The organism is Allobosea sp. Root670, assembly GCF_001429415.1.
GTDB classification, from domain to species: Bacteria; Pseudomonadota; Alphaproteobacteria; order Rhizobiales; family Beijerinckiaceae; genus Allobosea; species Allobosea robiniae.
Window position 1 is genome coordinate 155,542 of record NZ_LMJU01000012.1, and the last position, 17,987, is coordinate 173,528.

Below are 17,987 nucleotides of genomic sequence, written 5' to 3' on the forward strand. Positions count from 1 at the left end.
CGATTTAACGAACTCGCGCGCAGGACATGAGGCTTCGAAGGCCGGTTTGCAAGTGCAAAGTGCTGAAACAGGGGCCCGACCGGGGGGAGGGAAAAAGCCTTCTCTTTCCCCCGGCCGCGGTAGCGGAATCAGGCTCCCGTATCGGCCTTGAGCCCGGCGGCGGCGATGCCGGCGCAGGCAGCGGCCTCGTCATTGTCGGAGGTGTCGCCGGAGATGCCGGCGGCGCCGAGGACTGCGCCCTCGGGCGAGCGGATCAGCACGCCGCCGGGCACCGGCACCAGCGAACCGCCGACGGCATGGGTCGCCGCTTCCACGAAATAGGGCCGATCCAGCGCCATCTTGTGGAGGGCGCGCGAACCCAGGCCGAGCGCGACCACGCCATGCGCCTTGCCGAGCGCGATCTCGCCACGCTTCAGGCTGGTGCCGTCCTGAGCGGCGAAAGCTTTCTGCGCGCCGCGCGCGTCGAGAACGGCAATGGCGAGCGGCTTGAAGCCGGCGGCTTCGGCATGGGCCAGCGCGGTCTGGAGAATGGTCTGGGCCTGGGCGAGGGTCAGCATGGCGAGAACTCCGGTTTCGTCGGCGACGTTCTTGCCAGCCGCGAGAGGTGCGGGAAAGGCCGGTGGGGTCCGCTTTGCGCGATTGGTGCTAGCCGGCAAGCAAAACACCTTTTCCGTAGCCGCTTGCATAGGGCGGCGCGACAGGGCTTGATAGCACACCGACACGAGGAGATTTGCCCATGGGTCTGTTCAGTTTCATCAAGGATGCCGGCGCCAAGATATTCGGCGGCTCGGCCAAGGCGGCGACCGCCGACGATCTGCAGAAGGAGCTCGCCGGGCACGGCCTGCCTGCTGACGTCAACATCCAGATCGACGGCGACAAGGTGAAGGTCTCCGGCAAGGCCGTTTCGACTGAGGAGGCCGAGAAGATCATTCTCGCGCTCGGCAACACCACGGGCGTGGCCCAGGTCGAATCGGACCTCGCCGTGACCAAGGAGGCCGCGGCGGCTGTGTTCTACACGGTCAAGAAGGGCGACACGCTCTGGAAGATCGCCGAGGAGCATTACGGCAAGGGCCAGGGCGCCAAGTACACCGAGATCGTCAAGGCCAACACGCCGCCGGTCAAGAATCCCGACCTGATCCAGCCGGGCTGGGTCCTGCGCATTCCGCCGAAGGGCTGAGGCGCCTCGCCGACAAGGCAGTCGCGCGCCTCGTGCCCGCGGCTGCTTTTTATTTTCGGCACCCGGAAGCGCGGCCGAGCGGTGGCGTTTCCCGGACTGCCGCCCTATCTCAACGGCTCGCCCGACCGGGCTGGAGTGGCCTGCCCATGATCGTGAACGACCTCGATATCGACGCCATCAAGGCGGGGTTGGGCGATGGCTCCATCCTTCTGGTCGACGTGCGCGAGCCGCATGAATTCGCCGCCGGGCATATTCCCGGTTCGGTCTCGCGGCCTTTGTCGCAATTCGACCCCGCGGACCTGCCGAACGAGCCCGGCAAGCGCATCGTCTTGTCCTGCGCGGCGGGCGTGCGCTCGCGGCGGGCACTGGAATTCGCCCAGTCGGCGGGGCTCGACATCGACAGCCACTATGCCGGCGGCTTCAAGGACTGGCTGATGCACGGCGAGCCGGTGGAGCAGGATTGAGGCCCTGAGGCCTCATCCACGCCCACGCCGCCCGTAGACCAAGGATAAAACCATGCTGATCCGAACTTTCTTCTACGGTGCGGCCTGCGCCACCGCGCTGCTCCTGGCCGCTCCGGGAGCCGGCTGGGCGCAGAGCGCCGCGACCGTTCCCGCCGGCAGCGCCAGCAAGGCCGCCGATGACGATCTCCAGGCCGCGATCACCAAGTCGAACGCCTATACCGGACTGATGAACCGCACGCTGCGGGCGATCCAGTCCTGGGAGCGCTATGACAGCTGGGTCGACATGAAGAAGGGCCCGACCGGCAAGGAGCGCTACATCACCTACGGGCTCTACAGCCTTTACGACGTCAACAGCGAGATCAAGAAGGCCGAGGAGGCGATGGCGCGGGAGCCGAAGCTGCCGGCGATCGACGAGACCATGGGCCGCTATATCAAGGCCTATCAGGAGCTGGCGCCGCTGGTCACCAGGGCCGAGCGCTACTACGACCGCAAGGACTATCGCGACGACAATCTCGCGGAGGGCCAGAAGCTGCACGCGCTTATGGTGCCGGCGGCGAAGACCTTCCTCGAGGAGCGGGCCAAGGTGGATGCGCTGATGCGCGTCTACAAGCGCGGGCTCGACCAGCGCGAGCTTGCCTCGGTCGAGCAGCGCGAGGGCAAGTCGGCCCGCTGGCAGGTGCGCAACATCATGATCAACGCGCGTGCCGTGATGGACCTGATGCCGAGCAACGAGAGCCCGATCGTCGACCTCAAGTCCTTCAACGCCGCGATTGCCGACTATGCCGCCGCCGTCCGCGAGATGGACGCGTTCAAGGACAAGGAGCCCAAGGGCGTGCCCTTCATCGAGAGTCAGGCGAGCTCCTGGCTCGGCAAGCTGCGCGATTTCAGCGACAAGCTCGCCAAGAGCAAGGGCGATGTTCGGCGCGGCGCGGCGAACGACGCCAACTGGCTGGTGAGCAGCTACAACACCATGGTCTCGCTGTCGGAGACGGCGGTGCGCATGTCGCGTTGAGTTCGATGCGTGCGGCGCAGCCCCGGCGCGTGGTGTGCCGGGGCTGACGTGGCGCGGTTTATGCTCCAGTCTTTCATTAGACCTAACTGAGGATATGCCTCATGCGTCCCATGAAATTCGGTTTCGGCCAGCCGGTGCGGCGGGTCGAGGATCAGCGCCTGACGACCGGCGCCGGCCGCTATACGGATGACATCGCAGCCGAGGGTGCCCTGCACGCCTTCGTCCTGCGCTCGCCTTACGCCCATGCGCGCTTCGCCGTCGCCGATGTCGAGACGGCCCGCAAGATGAAGGGCGTCAAGCTCATCCTGACCGGTGCGGATGTCTCGGGGTATGGCGATCTGCCGTGCAAGGGGCATGTGAAGACCACCTCCGGCGAGATGTCGGAATCCTTGCCCGTTCCGGTGCTGCCGACCGACACGGTGCGCCATGTCGGCGAGGCCGTCGCCTTCATCGTCGCGGAGACGCTGGCGCAGGCGCGCGACGCGGCCGAGGCCATCGCGATCGACTGGGACCCGCTGCCGGCCGTGACCGGCATTGCCGAGGCGCTGGAAAAGGGCGCGCCGCAGGTCTGGCCCGACCGCAAGGGCAATGTCGCCTTCGAGGCCGAGCAGGGCGACCGCGCCAAGACCGAGAAGGCCTTCGCCAAGGCGGTGCGCACCGTCTCGCTGACGGTCGTCAACAACCGGCTCGCCTCCAACTACATGGAGACGCGGGCCTGCATCGCCGAATACGACAAGGCCGACAAGCGCTGGACCCTGACCCTGGGCAGCCAGGGCAGCCACGGCATGCGCGACCTGATCGCGACCTATGTGCTCAAGGTCGATCCCAAGCGCATCCGCGTGGTGACGCCGGATGTCGGCGGCGGCTTCGGCACCAAGATCTTCCTCTATCGCGAATATCCGCTGGCGATGATCGCGGCCGAAAAACTCAAGCGCCCGGTGCGCTGGGTCGCCGATCGCAACGAGCATTTCCTCGCCGATACGCATGGCCGCGCCAATCTCGCGACGGCGACGATGGCGCTCGACGCCAAGGGCCGTTTCATCGGCCTCAAGGTCGATCTCTCGGCCGAGATGGGCGCCTGGCTCTCGCAATACGGGCCCTTCATCCCGTGGGTCGGCACGACGATGACGCCCGGCTGCTACAGCATTCCGGCCGTGCATGTCGTCTTCCGGGGCGTGCTGACCCACACTACCCCGGTCGATGCCTATCGCGGCGCCGGCCGTCCCGAGGCAGCCTATCTGATCGAGCGGCTGGTCGACGCGATCGCGCGCGAGATCGGCAAGGCGCCGGAGGCGGTCAGGGCGCAGAACTTCGTCAAGCCGACGGAGATGCCGCATTCGACGCAGACCGGCCCGGTCTACGATTCCGGTGAGTTCGAGGGCCATATGCGCCGTGCCATGGATGTCGCCGACTGGAAGGGCTTCAAGGCCCGCCAGAAGGCATCGGCCAAGGCCGGCAAGATCCGCGGCATCGGCCTGGCCTGCTATATCGAGGCCTGCGGCGGCGGCGGGCCGGAGAGTTCGACCGTGATCCTGGAAAAGGACGGCACCGTCACGGTGCTGATCGGCACGCAGTCGAACGGGCAGGGGCATGAGACGGCCTATTCGCAGCTCGTCTCGCAGCATCTCGATATCCCGATGGACCGCATCCGCGTCGTCCAGGGCGACACCGACCGGGTCGAGACCGGCTCGGGCACTGGCGGCTCACGCTCGATTCCGGTTGGAGGGGCGGCGCTCGACAAGGCGACAGGCATCCTGACCGACAATCTCAAGCAGCTCGCCTCGGAGAAGCTTGAGGCGGCGGTCGGCGATCTCGAGATCACCGAGGGCGCAGTGCGCATCGTCGGCACCGACAAGTCGCTCGACCTCGCCGCGATCGCGGCGCTGCCGGGCGCGACGCCGGCCATGCTCAAGGTGCACCAGAGTTGGCAGCCGCCGGAGGCGACCTATCCGAACGGCACCCATGTCTGCGAGCTGGAGATCGATCCCGGCACCGGCGGCACGGAGATCCTCAACTATGTCGTCGTCGATGATTTCGGCGTGACGCTGAACCCGCTGATGCTGCAGGGCCAGGTCCATGGCGGTGCGGCCCAGGGCATCGGCCAGGCATTGATGGAGGAGATTCGCTTCGATCCGGACGGGCAGATGCTGACCGCGACGTTCATGGACTATGCCCTGCCGCGCGCCGTCGACATCCCGAACTTCCATTTCGAGACGCGCAATGTCCGCTGCCTGACCAACGCCATCGGCGTGAAGGGCGCGGGCGAGGCCGGAGCGATCGGCGCCTGCCCGGCGGTGATGAACGCGATGGTCGATGCGCTCGACCGTGCGGCCGGCATCAAGGCGATGGACATGCCGGCGACGCCGCTCAAGGTGTTCACGGCTCTGAAGGAGGCCGGATATCGGCTTTGATGCAAGGTCGGTCTTGCGGCGTTGCAAGCCCGTTCACGCAAAAGCGACTGGCTTAGGTTGTGATCATCGTTTGATCTGGACGAGTTCAAAACAGCGCCGGATGGCGCGGACTTGTCTTTGAGGGGAACTGAATGATCCGCACCGCTCTCGTTCTTGCCGGCCTCGGGCTCGGCCTTACCGCCGTGATGGCGCAGTCGAACCCGATCACGGAGCGCCAGCAGACGATGAAGGGCGTCGGCGGGGCCACGCGCGAGGGGGCGGCGATGGCCAAGGGCGAAGCCGCCTTCGATGCCGCCAAGGCGCAGGCGATCTTCAAGACCTATGCCGATGCGGCCAAGAAGATGCCCACCCTGTTCCCGGATTCCTCCAGGACCGGCGGCGAGACCACGGCCGCTCCGAAGATCTGGGAGGATCAGGCCGGCTTCAAGGCGGCCTTCGCCAAGTTCGAGACCGATGCCGCCGCTGGCGCGAGCGTCGCCAATCTCGATGGTTTCCGCACCGCCTTCGGCGCGGCCACGAAGAACTGCGGCACCTGCCACGAGGCCTACCGCATCAAGAAGTGATCGGCTTCGCGGCCGGTTCCGGAAGCGGGCGCCAGCGATGGCGGCCCGCTTTTTCGTGCGCGGGGGAGCCTTCGCCGCTTACGAGCGTTGGAAACGTGCCAGTCTGGAATTGCTGCGTTTTCAGGGTTGCCGATGAAGTGCCGGCCCGTCCAATCTGCCGGACGTCCTGACGGGAGACCTCGATGCTGTTGCTGCGCCGCCTTTTCGTGACCCTCGTCCTTCTGGCGGCCGTCGCTTTCGCGGGCTTCTACGTGCTGACCGACCCGCGCGTGGTTTCGCCCTCGCCGGAGATCGGGGCGTTGCCGGCAGCGGATGTCGAGAACGGCAAGCTGCTGTTTTCGGCCGGCGGCTGCACCTCCTGCCATGCGACGCCCGGACAGGACGACAAGCTCAGGCTCGGTGGCGGGCTCGCGCTGGAATCGCCTTTCGGCACCTTCCATGCTCCCAATATCTCGCCGCATACGCGCGACGGCATCGGCAACTGGGGCGTGCAGGATTTCGTCGATGCGATGGCCGCCGGCGTCTCGCCGTCCGGGCAGCATCTCTACCCGTCCTTCCCCTATACCTCCTACCGGCTGATGCCGCCGAAGGCGCTGGCCGATCTCTTCGCCTATATCCGCACGCTGCCGCCGGTCGAGGGCAAGGCGGCTGCGCATGACCTGCGCTTCCCCTTCAACATCCGCCGGGTCGTCGGCGGCTGGAAGCTGCTGTTCTTCGAGCGCACGCCGTTCCGGCCCGATCCGAGCCAGAGCGAGGCCTGGAACCGCGGCGCCTATCTGGTCAACGGCCCCGGCCATTGCGCAGAGTGCCATTCCAACCGGAACGCGCTTGGCGCCATCGTCCCGGCAACCCGCTTCGCCGGCGGCCCCGATCCCGAAGGCAAGGGCTGGGTGCCGAACATCACACAATCGGAGAACGGTCTCGCCAAGTGGTCGAAGGAGGAGATCGCGGAACTGCTGAAGACCGGTTTCACGCCGGATTTCGACAGCGTCGGCGGCTCGATGGCGTCGGTCGTGCGCAATATCGCGCAGTTGCCCGAGGGCGATCGGATGGCGATGGCGGAATACCTGAAGTCGCTGCCAGCGGTGGAAGGGCCGGCGCGGCCGCAGGCCAAGGCGCCCTGAAGCGCCGCAGCGAGGCAGCATGCGCTTCAAGGCCGTCATGGTCGACGTCGATGGCGTCGTGATCGCACACCCCGATCCGCGGGGCTGGTCGGCGCATCTCGAACGCGATCTCGGCCTGTCGAAGACACTGCTCCAGTCGGCATTCTTCGAACCGCATTGGCAGGACGTCATTCTCGGGCGAGCGGGCCTGCGGGAGCGTCTCGGGCCGGTGCTGGCCGAGATCGCACCAGGGCTCGGCGTCGACAGGCTGATCCGCTACTGGTTCGAGAACGATGCCCATCTCGATCAAGGGCTGCTGGTGCAGCTCGCGCCGATCCGGGCCGGTGGCGTGACGTTGCATCTCGCGACCGTGCAGGAGCATGAGCGCGCCCGCTACATCTGGGACGCGCTCGGGCTGAAGCAGCATTTCGACGGGATGCACTATGCGGCCGAACTCGGCTGGGCCAAGCCCGCAGCGCAGTTCTTCCAGGCCGCAGCGGCGCGATCCGGCTTTGCGCCGGATGAGATCTTCTTCATCGACGACAAGCAGGCGAATGTCGACGCGGCGCGCGCGGAAGGCTGGAGTGCGGCCCTGTGGGATGGTACCCGGCCACTGGCTGCGCTGATGGCCGAAGCGGCGGAGCGCCCGCCGCCTACTCCATCACCGCGGCCTTGAGGATGCAGACCATCAGGGCGGTTCCGGGCTCGCTGCCGACACAGCGGACGACATGGCGGCGGTCGCAGCGATAGCGCAGCGTCTCGCCGGCCTTGGCGCGCTGGATGATGTCACCGACCTCGACCTCGAATTCGCCTGACGTCACCGAGAGCGATTCGATTGAGCCACGCTGATGGCCCTCGGAATCGAGCTCACCGCCGGGCTCGGACGAGACCTCGTACCATTGCAGCCATTCCACCGTCTTGATCCAGCCGACGATGGCGAGGCGCAGCTTGCCGTCCTCGGAGACGAGGATCGGCGTGTCGGCGCGGGTGGTCTTGTCGATGAAGGGCTCTTCCTCTCCGCTGGAGAGGACGCGCTCGATCGAGATGTCGAGCGCCTGTGACAGCCGCCAGATCGTGGCCAGCGTCGGGTTGGTCTCGTTGCGCTCGATCTGGCTGATGATCGACTTGGCGACGCCGGACTGCTCGGCGAGGTCGGAGAGCGAGAAGTTGTAGGCCTTGCGCAGGCGCTGGATGGTCTTGCCGAGCTGGCCCGAGATGACCTGAGCCCCGGATTCAAGCTCCCGCCCGCCGCGCTCCTTGGTCTCGATTCCCATCCGTCCGGCCCCTGTTCGACTGTGAAATCGTTTGTAACGGCGGACGATCGTTTGAACAAGCGAACTGTGCCGGAGCCGGCCGATGCCGTCAGGTCATGCGGCTGGGGCCGACTTCGCGCTGCTCGCGGCGGGCAAGGCCGAGCTGGCGTTCGCGCAGGATCACGTAGATGCCCGAGGCGATGACGATGGTCGCGCCGATCAGGATCGCCAGAGCCGGCCATTCGCCGAACCAGAACCAGCCGATCGCAACCGCCCAGAGCATGGTCGAGTATTCGAAGGGCGCGATCAGCGAGGCATCGCCGTAGCGATAGGCCTGGACGATCAGGATCTGGCCGAGACCGCCGAGGATACCGATCAGGACCATCATCGCCGCATCCTGGAGGTTGGGCATGTTCCAGCCGAGCAGGATGGTCGAGAGGCCGAGCAGGCTGGTCAGCAGCATGAAGTAGAAGACGATGGCGCCGGTGCGCTCGGTCGAGGTCAGGAGGCGCACCTCGACCGAGGCGAAGGCCGAGCAGAAGGCGCCGGCCAGGCCCAGCATGGCTCCAAGCGCGGCGTTGCTGCCGACCGGATGAGCGCCGGCGCCGAGATGCGGCGAGAGCATGATGAGCACGCCGACGAAACCGATCGTCACTGCGCTCCAGCGATAGATGCGCACCCGTTCCTTGAGGACGAGCGCGGCCAGCACGACGACGGCCAGCGGAGCGGCATAGCCGATCGCGACGGCCTCCGAGAGCGGCAGGAACTGCAGTGCCGCGAAGCCGCAGAACATGCCGGTCGAGCCCATGATGCCGCGCTTGAGATGGCCGCGCAGGTTGTCGGTCTTCAGGGCAGCCGGCAGCTCGGAGCGCCAGGCCAGCCAGATGAGCAGCGGGATCATCGCGAAGAAGGAGCGGATGAAGACGATCTCGCCGGTCGGATAGCGCGTCGAGATCGACTTGATCCCCGCCGACATCAGCGTGAAGGCCAGCGCCGAGACCAGCTTGAGGGTGATGCCGAGAAGAGGGGACAAAGCGCGCGGCCGAGGAGCTTGGGATGGTTTCGAGCAAAACCGTTCGCTTCTTAGATCATGTCGAAGCCGGGAAGCGAAGCGTGAACGTCGCAACCCGGCTAGGTCATTGGCGTGGGACCGCCCTCAGAACGTGCCGCGGAAAGAACCGCCGTCGATCAGGAAGTTCTGGCCGGTGATGTAGCCGGCATGGGCGCTGGCGATGAAGCCGCAGAGCTTGCCGAACTCGTCGGGCGTTCCGAGGCGGCCGGCAGGTACGGCGGCGAGCCGGTTCTTGGTGGCTTGCTCGATGCTGATGCCCTGCATCTCGGCGACCTTGTTGGTCGCGGTCTTGATCCGGTCGGTGTCGAACACGCCCGGCAGGATGTTGTTGATGGTGACATTGGCATGCGCGACCTCGCGGGCAACGCCCGAGAGAAAGGCGGTGAGGCCGGCGCGGGCGGCCGAGGAGACGTCGAGCCCGGTCAGCGGGGTCACCACGCTCGCCGAGGTGATGTTGATGATCCGGCCGAAGCCGCGTTCGACCATGCCGTCGATGACGCGCTGCACCAGCTCCAGCGGGGTTGCCATGTTCTGGACGACGCCTTCGAGCAGCCCCTCGCGCGTCACCTGCCGGAAGGGCTTGGGCGGCGGGCCGCCATTGTTGTTGACGAGGATGTCGGGATTGGGCGCCGCTGCCAGCAGCGCATCCTGGCCGGCCCTGGTCGAGACGTCGGCGACGACGGCGATGACGGTCGCGCCGGTCGCGGCGCGAATCGCGGTGGCGGTGGCTTCGAGCGTCTTGGCGTCGCGGCCGTTGATCACGACGGTGCAGCCGGCCTGGGCCAGCGCTTCGGCGCAGCCGCGGCCCAGCCCCTTGCTGGAGGCGCAGACGATGGCCGTGCGGCCGGCAATTCCCAGATCCATGATGGTCTCCGATCAGAGGCGAGGTGTTCGTGGCTTACCCTGAGCACGGATCGGTCGCGCCGTCATCAAAGCGCAACGCAAATCAGACACACGGCCCTCGCATCGCAGCAGCAGGGGCTTTCCGGCATGAGCGACGAGGATAACAGCAAGCGGGTCCGCAGCATCTTCATCTCGGATCTGCACCTGGGCACCCGCGGAGCCCAGGCCGATCTCGTGCTGGAGTTCCTGCGCGCCTATGATGCGCCGCAGATCTATCTCGTCGGCGATATCATCGACGGCTGGCGCCTGAAGAGCGGCTGGTACTTCCCGCAGACCCATAACGACGTGATCCAGAAGCTGCTGCGCAAGGTCCGCAAGGGCTCGAAGCTGATCTACGTCACCGGCAACCACGACGATTTCCTGCGCGACTTCACCGGCCTGCAGTTCGGCGGCATCACGCTGGTCGACGAGATCGTCCACGAGACGGCCGACGGCAAGCGCCTGCTCGTCATCCATGGCGACCTGTTCGACCTCGTGGTGCGCAATGCCAAATGGCTCGCGCTGCTGGGCGACTGGGCCTACACGGTCGCGCTCGCGCTCAACATGGCGATCAATCGGGTGCGCCGCGTGCTCAGGCTGCCGCACTGGTCGCTCTCGGCCTGGGCGAAGGCCAAGGTCAAGAACGCCGTGAACTATATCGGCGAGTTCGAGGGCTGCCTTGCCGCCGAGGCGCGCCGCCACAAGGCCGACGGCGTGATCTGCGGCCATATCCACCATGCCGCCCAGCGCGAGATCGATGGCCTCACCTATATCAATACCGGCGACTGGGTCGAAAGCTGCACCGCCTTCGTCGAGCACGAGGATGGCCGCTTCGAACTGATCCGCTGGCCGCAGGGGCGGATGAAGACGACGCCTGCCGAGCCGGTTTCGATGCCGGCGCGCCCGGCTCCGGTCCGGGACCTGATCGAGGCCGCGTGATGCGCGTCCTGGTCGCGACCGATGCCTGGCGGCCCCAGGTCAACGGCGTCGTGCGCTCGCTGGAGCAGATGATCGCGGCGGCGCCCGGGCTCGGCATCACGGCGCGGACGCTGACGCCGGAAGGGTTCCATCAGGTCGGCCTGCCCAGCTACCCCGATATTCGTCTGGCGCTGGCGACGCGCCGGGCGCTCGCCGCGCGCATCGCCGATTTCGCGCCCGACCATGTCCATATCGCGACCGAAGGGCCGATCGGCTGGTTGACACGGGCGGCCTGCCTTGCCGAGAAGCGACCGTTCACGACGAGCTACCACACGCGCTTTCCGCAATATGTCGCGGCGCGCTGGCCGATCCCCGAGAGCTGGAGCTACCGGCTGCTGCGCCGCTTCCATGGCCCGGCCGCTGCGGTGATGGTTTCGACCGGGACGGTGGAAGAGGAGCTGCGCCAGCACGGCTTCGAGAATCTGGTGCGCTGGGGGCGCGGCGTTGATCTCAGCCTGTTCCATCCGCGCTCGCAGAGTCTGCTCGACCTGCCGCGGCCGATCTTCCTCTATGTCGGGCGTGTCGCGGTCGAGAAGAATGTCGAGGCCTTCCTGTCGCTCACGCTGCCGGGCAGCAAGGTCGTGGTCGGCGACGGGCCGGCGCGGGCCGATCTCGCGCGCGCCTTTCCCGAGGCCCGCTTCCTCGGCCTGAAGGAGGGCGAGGAACTGGCCGGAATCTACGCGTCCTCCGATGTCTTCGTCTTCCCGAGCCTGACCGATACCTTCGGCATCGTCCTGCTGGAAGCGGCGGCGAGCGGGCTGCCGGTCGCCGCCTTTCCGGTCCAGGGGCCGCGTGATGTCTTCGCCGGCAGCGGTGCGGCCGTGCTCGACGAGGACCTGCGCCGCGCTGCCATGCAGGCGCTCAGAGTGCCGCGCGCGGCCTGTCTGGAGCTGGCGGCTCGCCATAGCTGGGCAGCGAGTGCCGCGCAGTTCTACGGCCATATCCGGCGCGTGGCGCGCGAGGCCGGCTACCTGCCGCGCGAGGCCGAAGGCTCGACCGCTGCGCTCACAGCCTTCGCGAGCGGGCGTGGCGGGGAAGGGCGCGGGCTGCCGCGGCGCCTGACGGCTTGAGCTGGGCGCGGAAGCCGTCGCGCCGCTCATGGACGGAGGCGATGACGAGGCCCATCGGTACGCCGAGCCCAACCAGCGCCGCTTCCGACAGTTGCAGGCTGGCCTCGATGGTTTCGGGGACCGCGTCGTTCACGCCGAGCTCATAGAGATGGCGGGCATGGGCCGCATCGCGCGCACGGGCGACGATGACGATGTCGGGACGTAGCGAGCGGGCGGCGAGGACGATGGCATCGACGGCGCGGGAATTGTCGATCGTCACGATCAGCGCGGTCGCTTCCTCCAGGCCGCAGAGGCGCAGGAATTCCGGCTTGGTCGCATCGCCGTAATAGGTGGGGCGCCCGGCGCGGCGTTGCGCGGTGATCAGCGAGGCATCGGAGTCGATGACGATGTGGGACTTGCCGTGTTCGTCCAGCATCGAGCCGACAAGGCGGCCGACGCGCCCGCCGCCGACGACGATGGCGCGCGGCGTGCGATCGCCCGGGGGCAGCACGGTGGCCTCATCGGGAAGCGTGACCGGGGCTGCGAGCTTCTGGGCGAGATTGCGGGCGATCCGGGCCAGCAGCGGCAGCGCGACCATGGTGAGCGAGACGGCGGCGAGCACGATGCTGGTGGCGGCGGGATCGATCAATTGAGCGCCGGTCGCGGCATTGAGCAGCACGAAGGCGAATTCGCCGCCCGGCGCGACCATGATCGCGGTTTCGAGCGCGGTCGCCGTCGCCAGCCGGAAGCGGCGTGCCAGCACGAAGATGATAACTCCCTTGACCAGGACGAGGCCGAGCGCCCCGCCGAGGATCGCGAAGGGATGAGCTGCGATATCGGCCGGGTTCACGCCCATGCCGACGGTGAGGAAGAAGACGCCGATCAGCAGCGACTTGAACGGGTCGATCGTGACCTCGATCGCGCGGCGGAACTCGGTCTCGGCCAGCAGCAGCCCGGCGATGAAGGCGCCCAGCCCCATCGACAGACCAGCGGCCGCGGCAATGAGGCCGGTTCCGAGAGCGACCAGCAGCGTCGCCGCCATGAAGCTCTCGGTCGAATCGGTCGAGGCGACCAGACGAAACAGCGGACGCAGCGCCAGCCGCCCGATGACGACGATGGTGGCGATGGCCGCGAAGGCCTGGATGAAGGCCTGCGCGAGACCGGCGAGCAGCGAGCCCGAGCCGTTCTGGGCGTCGAGCACGCTGATCAGGAAGAGCAGCGGGATGACCGCAAGGTCCTGGCAGAGCAGGATCGCGAAGCTGGAGCGGCCGGCCGAAGTCGTCATCCGCTTCTTCGCCGCCAGCAATTCGACGACCATCGCCGTCGAGGACAGGGCGAGGCCGAAGCCGATGATGAGGGCTGCCGCGGCCGGCTGGCCGAGCGCATAGGCGGCAAGCCCGATCGCGGCGGCGCAGAGCCCGACCTGGCCAAGGCCGAGACCGAAGACCAGGCGCTTCATCGTCATCAGGCGCTCGAAGGAGAGTTCCAGCCCGATGACGAAAAGCAGGAAGGCGACGCCGAGCTCGGCCGGGCCGGCCAACGCTTCGGCATTCGAGACGGTGATCGTGCTCAGCAGCGGAAGCTTGGAGACCAGGCCGCCAAGGCCGAACGGGCCGAGCAGGGCGCCGCAGGCGACGAAGGCGATGATCGAGTTGACCCTGAGGCTCTTGGCCAACGGCACGACCACGCCGGCCGTCGCGAGCACGACGACGGCGTCCTTGTAGACGGAAGGGTCGACTGTTCCGGCCAAAGGACTGACCTTGCGATTCGGGGCTTGCGGGATGCGTCGGCAATTCTTGCGGTTTGCGGCGGCGCAGCACAACCTTGGAATCGCTGCGGCGGAAAGAAATTCGCCTTGCGGCGCGAGCCTTTAGGCAGGGGTGCTCAGGTGCCGCGGGCGAAAAAGCGGTTTCCGCGCCCGCAAAGGATGGGCTAGCGTCCCGCCATTGGCTCAGAAGGACCGTCCATGCGTTTTGCCGGCACCGAAAACTACGTCGCGACCGAGGATCTCACCGTCGCCGTCAATGCCGCAATCCGGCTGGAGCGCCCGCTGCTGGTGAAGGGCGAGCCCGGGACAGGCAAGACGGTGCTGGCCGAGGAGATCGCGGTTGCGCTCGGCGCTCCGCTGATCACCTGGCACATCAAGTCGACGACCAAGGCGCAGCAGGGCCTTTACGAATATGATGCGGTGAGCCGCCTGCGCGACAGCCAGCTCGGCGACTCCCGCGTCTCCGAGATCGGCAACTACATCAAGCGCGGCAAGCTCTGGGAGGCCTTCGTCGCGCCAGTCCGGCCGGTGCTGCTGATCGACGAGATCGACAAGGCCGATATCGAGTTCCCGAACGATCTGCTGCTCGAGCTCGACCGCATGGAATTCCATGTCTACGAGACCGGTGAGACCATCAAGGCGGCGCAGAGGCCGGTGATGATCATCACCTCCAACAACGAGAAGGAGCTGCCGGATGCGTTCCTGCGCCGCTGCTTCTTCCACTACATCCGCTTTCCCGATGCCGAGACGATGCAGCAGATCGTCGAGGTGCATTTCCCCGGCATCAAGAAGCGCCTGATGGAGGAGGCGCTGCGCCTGTTCTTCGAGGTGCGCGAGGTGCCCGGCCTGAAGAAGAAGCCCTCGACTTCGGAGCTGCTCGACTGGCTGAAGCTGCTCGTCGCCGAGGATATCGGGCCGGAGGTGCTGCGCGAGCGCGACCCGCGCAAGCTGATCCCGCCGCTGCACGGCGCGCTGCTCAAGAACGAGCAGGACGTCTCGCTGTTCGAGAAGCTTGCCTTCATGACGCGGCGGGAGAGTCGCTGAGCGCCCCTCGCAAATCGGCTCCAGCATCGCTAGGTTCTGCTCATGCGACGCCTCATGCTTCTGCGCCACGCCAAGTCCCACTGGCCCACGGGTGTGGCCGACCGCGACCGACCGCTCGCGGCGCGCGGGCGCGAGGCCGCCCCGGTGATGGGGCGCTATCTCGCCGATGAATTGCTGCTGCCCGACCTGGTGCTGATCTCGCCGGCCAAGCGGACGGCCGAAACCTGGGAGATGGTGGCGCCGATGCTGCCCGAGAAGCCGGCGACGCAGTACGAGCCGCGCATCTACGAAGCCAAGGTCGAGCGCCTGCTCGATGTCGTGCAGGAGGTCGAGGGCGATGTCCGGACGCTCCTGCTCATCGGCCACAATCCAGGCTTCGAGGAGCTGGCCCATCTGCTGACCGGCCACGGTGATCGCTATGCCTCGGCGCGGATGAGCCAGAAATACCCGACCTGCGGGCTGGCCGTGATCGATTTCGCCACCGAGCACTGGTACGCGGTTGCCGCGCGGGAAGGCAGGCTCGACCGTTTCGTCACGCCGGGTTCGCTCGGCGAAGGCCCGGACGAGTGAGCGCCGCGGCGCCGTGAGCGACACCTCCTATCTCGACAGCGCCCGCAATGCGGCTCTCGCCTTCGGCGACAGCGTGCTCGGATTCGCACGCCCGCGCCTGCGGATCGGCGTCACCGGGTTGTCGCGCTCGGGCAAGACGGTCTTCACAACCGCGCTGATCCAGAACCTGATCGAAGGCGCGAAGCTGCCGGTGCTGAAGGCGGCCTCCGAGGGCCGCATCGCCCGCGTCAGGCTCGCGCCGCAGCCCGACCCAGAGGTGCCGCGCTTTCCCTACGAGGCGCATCGCGCGGCGATGAACGGGCCAGACCGTCGCTGGCCGGAATCGACGCGGCGCATCTCCGAGCTCAGGATCGAGATCGACTACGAGCGGGCCGCCGGCTGGTTCAAGGGGCCGGCGACGCTGACGCTCGATATCGTCGACTATCCCGGCGAGTGGCTCCTCGATCTCGCGCTGATCGGGCAGGACTACAAGGCCTGGTCGACGCAGGCCGTCGCGGATGCACGCAAGGCGCATCGGCGTGAAGCCGCTGCGGAATGGCTGGCGGATCTGCCGGAGCGGGACCCGGACGGGGAGCCGGACGAGCTTGCGGCGGAAGCCGCGAGCGACCTGTTCAAGGGCTATCTCGCCCGGCTGCGCGCCGATCCTGAAGCGGTCGCGGTGACGCCGCCCGGGCGCTTCCTGATGCCGGGCGATCTCGAAGGCTCGCCGGCGCTGACTTTCGCGCCACTCGATCTCGGCCATGACCGGGACGTGCGGCCGGGCACGCTCGCGGCGCTGATGGCGGAGCGTTTCGAGGCCTATAAGCGGGTCGTCGTGACGCCGTTCTTCCGCGACCATTTCGCGAGGCTCGACCGGCAGATCGTGCTGGTCGACGTGCTCGCCGCGCTCGATGCCGGGGCACCAGCCCTGGCCGATCTCGAAACCGCGCTGGGGCAGGCGCTCGCCGCTTTTTCCGTAGGCCGCAATTCCTGGCTGTCGAGCCTGTTCGCGCCGCGCATCGAGCGCGTGCTCTTCGCCGCGACCAAGGCTGACCATATCCACCATTCGAGCCATGACCGGCTGGCGGCGGTGATGTCGCATCTGGTCGGGCGGGCGCTGTCGCGGGCGCAAGGCGCCGGCGCGCGGGTCGAGGCGATGGCGCTGGCGGCCGTGCGGGCGACGCATGAGGTCCGGATCAAGGAAGGCCGCGAGGAATTGCCGGCCATCGCCGGTGTGCCGGAGGCTGGCGAGACGATCGACGGGCAGGTCTTCGACGGCATCGCGGAAGCGGCCGTGTTTCCCGGCGAACTGCCTGAGCGGCCGGAAGCCATCTTCGATCCCAAGGCGCATTGGCAGGTCCGGGCGCCGCGCTTCCGGCCGCCAATGGTGGCACCGGATGCGGGCGGGCGCCTCAGGCCGCCGCCGCAGATCCGCCTCGACCGTGCGCTGGAATTCCTGATCGGCGACAGGCTGGCATGAGGATGTCGGCATGAACGGGGTTTCGCGATGAGCAAGGCACCGCGCGCGATCCGCCTCGATGGCCCGCAGGCGGGCGAGTCCGCCGGAGAGGCCCCGCTTCGGCGCGGCGACCTCGCGATCCTACCCGAGAGCGAGCCGATCGATGCCGCCGTTCCTGCGGTGTCCGCCAAACCCAGGCGTCGCTTCTCCTGGGGTTCGCTCTTCGTGGCGGGGCTGTCCGGCTTTCTGGCGCTGGCGGCCGGCGTCTGGGTCGAGAACACGATCCGCTCGCTGATGAGCCAAAATCCGGCACTCGGCTATGCCGCGCTGGTCTGTGCGGCGATCGCGACGCTGGCGCTGCTGGTCATGCTGGGCCGGGTGCTGCGCGACATCCTGCGCGAGCGCAAGGTCGAGGCGTTGCGCGAGCGGGCCGTCGCGGCGCTGGCGGGCGGCACGCCCGACGAGGGCCGGGCGATCGCCGACGAACTTGTCTCGCTTTACAAGGGGCGGGCGCAGACGGCTCAGGGCCGCGCCGCCCTACAGGAGGCGCTGCCGCAGCTCTTCGCCGCGCGCGACATGCTGACGGTGGCGGAACGCAGCCTGCTCGCACCGCTCGATGCGCTGGCCACCGCCCAGATCGCGATGGCCGCGCGGCGCGTCTCGCTGGTCACTGCGGTCAGCCCGCGGGCGCTGGTCGATGTCGTCTTCGTGCTGGTCGCCTGCGCGCGGCTGCTGCGCTCCATCGCCGGGATCTATGCCGGGCGGCCCGGCACGCTCGGCCTGCTCCGGCTGGCGCGGCAGGTGATGAACCATCTCGTCCTGACCGGCGGCATGGCGGCCGGCGATGCCGTGATCCAGCAGGTGGTGGGGCAGGGGCTCGCGGCGAGGCTTTCGGCCAAGCTCGGCGAGGGCGTGATCAACGGGATGTTGACGGCCAGGATCGGGCTCGCGGCGCTCGCGGTCTGCCGGCCGCTGCCTTTCGTCGAGGCGGTGGCACCGACCCTGTCCGATGTCGCGGGCGATCTCGGCGGATGGCGCGGCGACAAGGATGGGGAAGCCTGAGCCCGGCAGATTCTGCCGGGCCAGCGGTTTCTGCCCGGCTCCGACTGCCGTTTTACCTTTCGTAAACGATCCAACCCCTTGAAATAGCACGGTGCTGCGCATGGCACGCCCCGTGCAGATACCGCCTCGAAGTTGTGGGCC

General features: G+C 67.6%; 18 protein-coding genes. 13 read left to right on the plus strand and 5 right to left on the minus strand.

Annotated features, from left to right (window positions below; translation table 11 throughout):
• Positions 1-128 precede the first annotated feature (128 nt).
• A complete protein-coding gene (locus ASE61_RS10630) occupies positions 129-557 on the minus strand; it encodes a GlcG/HbpS family heme-binding protein (RefSeq protein ID WP_061966852.1) in 429 nt (142 codons plus the stop codon).
• Between the two features lie 179 nt (positions 558-736).
• On the opposite strand from ASE61_RS10630, the gene lysM reads away from it, so the two are divergent.
• The 7 genes from lysM to ASE61_RS10665 all read left to right on the plus strand — a co-directional run bounded on the left by lysM (position 737) and on the right by ASE61_RS10665 (position 7,406).
• Entirely contained in the window at positions 737-1,177 is a 441-nt protein-coding gene (lysM, locus tag ASE61_RS10635) for a peptidoglycan-binding protein LysM (RefSeq protein ID WP_061966853.1), read from the plus strand.
• 146 nt (positions 1,178-1,323) lie between these two features.
• On the plus strand, positions 1,324-1,641 hold the full coding sequence (locus ASE61_RS10640; protein ID WP_061966854.1) for a rhodanese-like domain-containing protein: 318 nt from the start codon (positions 1,324-1,326) through the stop codon (positions 1,639-1,641).
• Positions 1,642-1,693: 52 nt separating this feature from the next.
• On the plus strand, positions 1,694-2,653 hold the full coding sequence (locus ASE61_RS10645; RefSeq protein WP_061966855.1) for a DUF3829 domain-containing protein: 960 nt from the start codon (positions 1,694-1,696) through the stop codon (positions 2,651-2,653).
• A gap of 101 nt (positions 2,654-2,754) precedes the next feature.
• Complete coding sequence (locus ASE61_RS10650; protein ID WP_061966856.1) at positions 2,755-5,064, plus strand: xanthine dehydrogenase family protein molybdopterin-binding subunit; 2,310 nt, start codon at positions 2,755-2,757, stop codon at positions 5,062-5,064.
• A gap of 131 nt (positions 5,065-5,195) precedes the next feature.
• A complete protein-coding gene (locus tag ASE61_RS10655; protein WP_061966857.1) occupies positions 5,196-5,627 on the plus strand; it encodes a c-type cytochrome in 432 nt (143 codons plus the stop codon).
• Between the two features lie 182 nt (positions 5,628-5,809).
• Positions 5,810-6,751 (plus strand): c-type cytochrome, encoded by a 942-nt coding sequence (locus ASE61_RS10660; RefSeq protein WP_082617358.1) that lies wholly within the window; start codon positions 5,810-5,812, stop codon positions 6,749-6,751.
• Between the two features lie 19 nt (positions 6,752-6,770).
• A complete protein-coding gene (locus ASE61_RS10665; RefSeq protein ID WP_061966858.1) occupies positions 6,771-7,406 on the plus strand; it encodes an HAD-IA family hydrolase in 636 nt (211 codons plus the stop codon).
• Here ASE61_RS10665 and ASE61_RS10670 read toward each other — a convergent pair.
• From ASE61_RS10670 to ASE61_RS10680, 3 genes are all read right to left on the minus strand, one after another.
• The gene (locus tag ASE61_RS10670; RefSeq protein ID WP_061966859.1) at positions 7,384-8,004 is read right to left on the minus strand and encodes a helix-turn-helix domain-containing protein; all 621 of its coding nucleotides are present in this window, start codon (positions 8,002-8,004) and stop codon (positions 7,384-7,386) included. The two genes, ASE61_RS10665 and ASE61_RS10670, sit on opposite strands and share 23 nt — an antisense overlap.
• A gap of 88 nt (positions 8,005-8,092) precedes the next feature.
• The gene (locus ASE61_RS10675) at positions 8,093-9,016 is read right to left on the minus strand and encodes a DMT family transporter (protein WP_061966860.1); all 924 of its coding nucleotides are present in this window, start codon (positions 9,014-9,016) and stop codon (positions 8,093-8,095) included.
• Positions 9,017-9,139: 123 nt separating this feature from the next.
• The gene (locus ASE61_RS10680) at positions 9,140-9,919 is read right to left on the minus strand and encodes an SDR family oxidoreductase (RefSeq protein ID WP_061966861.1); all 780 of its coding nucleotides are present in this window, start codon (positions 9,917-9,919) and stop codon (positions 9,140-9,142) included.
• 126 nt (positions 9,920-10,045) lie between these two features.
• Between ASE61_RS10680 and ASE61_RS10685 the strand changes: the two genes are divergently transcribed.
• Entirely contained in the window at positions 10,046-10,876 is an 831-nt protein-coding gene (locus ASE61_RS10685; protein WP_061966862.1) for a UDP-2,3-diacylglucosamine diphosphatase, read from the plus strand.
• Complete coding sequence (locus ASE61_RS10690) at positions 10,876-11,985, plus strand: glycosyltransferase family 4 protein (protein ID WP_082617359.1); 1,110 nt, start codon at positions 10,876-10,878, stop codon at positions 11,983-11,985. Before ASE61_RS10685 ends, ASE61_RS10690 begins: the two co-directional genes overlap by 1 nt.
• On the opposite strand, the gene ASE61_RS10695 is transcribed toward ASE61_RS10690, so the two are convergent.
• A complete protein-coding gene (locus ASE61_RS10695; RefSeq protein WP_061966863.1) occupies positions 11,921-13,714 on the minus strand; it encodes a cation:proton antiporter in 1,794 nt (597 codons plus the stop codon). The genes ASE61_RS10690 and ASE61_RS10695 overlap by 65 nt on opposite strands.
• Before the next feature lie 216 nt (positions 13,715-13,930).
• Here ASE61_RS10695 and ASE61_RS10700 point away from each other — a divergent pair, with 216 nt between their 5' ends.
• Genes ASE61_RS10700 through ASE61_RS10715 form a run of 4 tightly spaced genes read left to right on the plus strand, consistent with a single transcriptional unit; the run spans position 13,931 to position 17,846 of the window.
• On the plus strand, positions 13,931-14,776 hold the full coding sequence (locus ASE61_RS10700; protein ID WP_061966864.1) for an AAA family ATPase: 846 nt from the start codon (positions 13,931-13,933) through the stop codon (positions 14,774-14,776).
• 42 nt (positions 14,777-14,818) lie between these two features.
• Positions 14,819-15,346, plus strand: a complete 528-nt coding sequence (locus ASE61_RS10705; protein WP_061966865.1) for a SixA phosphatase family protein — start codon at positions 14,819-14,821, stop codon at positions 15,344-15,346.
• Positions 15,347-15,359: 13 nt separating this feature from the next.
• The gene (locus ASE61_RS10710) at positions 15,360-16,805 is read left to right on the plus strand and encodes a YcjX family protein (protein ID WP_061966866.1); all 1,446 of its coding nucleotides are present in this window, start codon (positions 15,360-15,362) and stop codon (positions 16,803-16,805) included.
• A 27-nt stretch (positions 16,806-16,832) separates the two neighbouring features.
• Positions 16,833-17,846, plus strand: a complete 1,014-nt coding sequence (locus tag ASE61_RS10715; RefSeq protein ID WP_061966867.1) for a YcjF family protein — start codon at positions 16,833-16,835, stop codon at positions 17,844-17,846.
• Positions 17,847-17,987 lie beyond the last annotated feature (141 nt).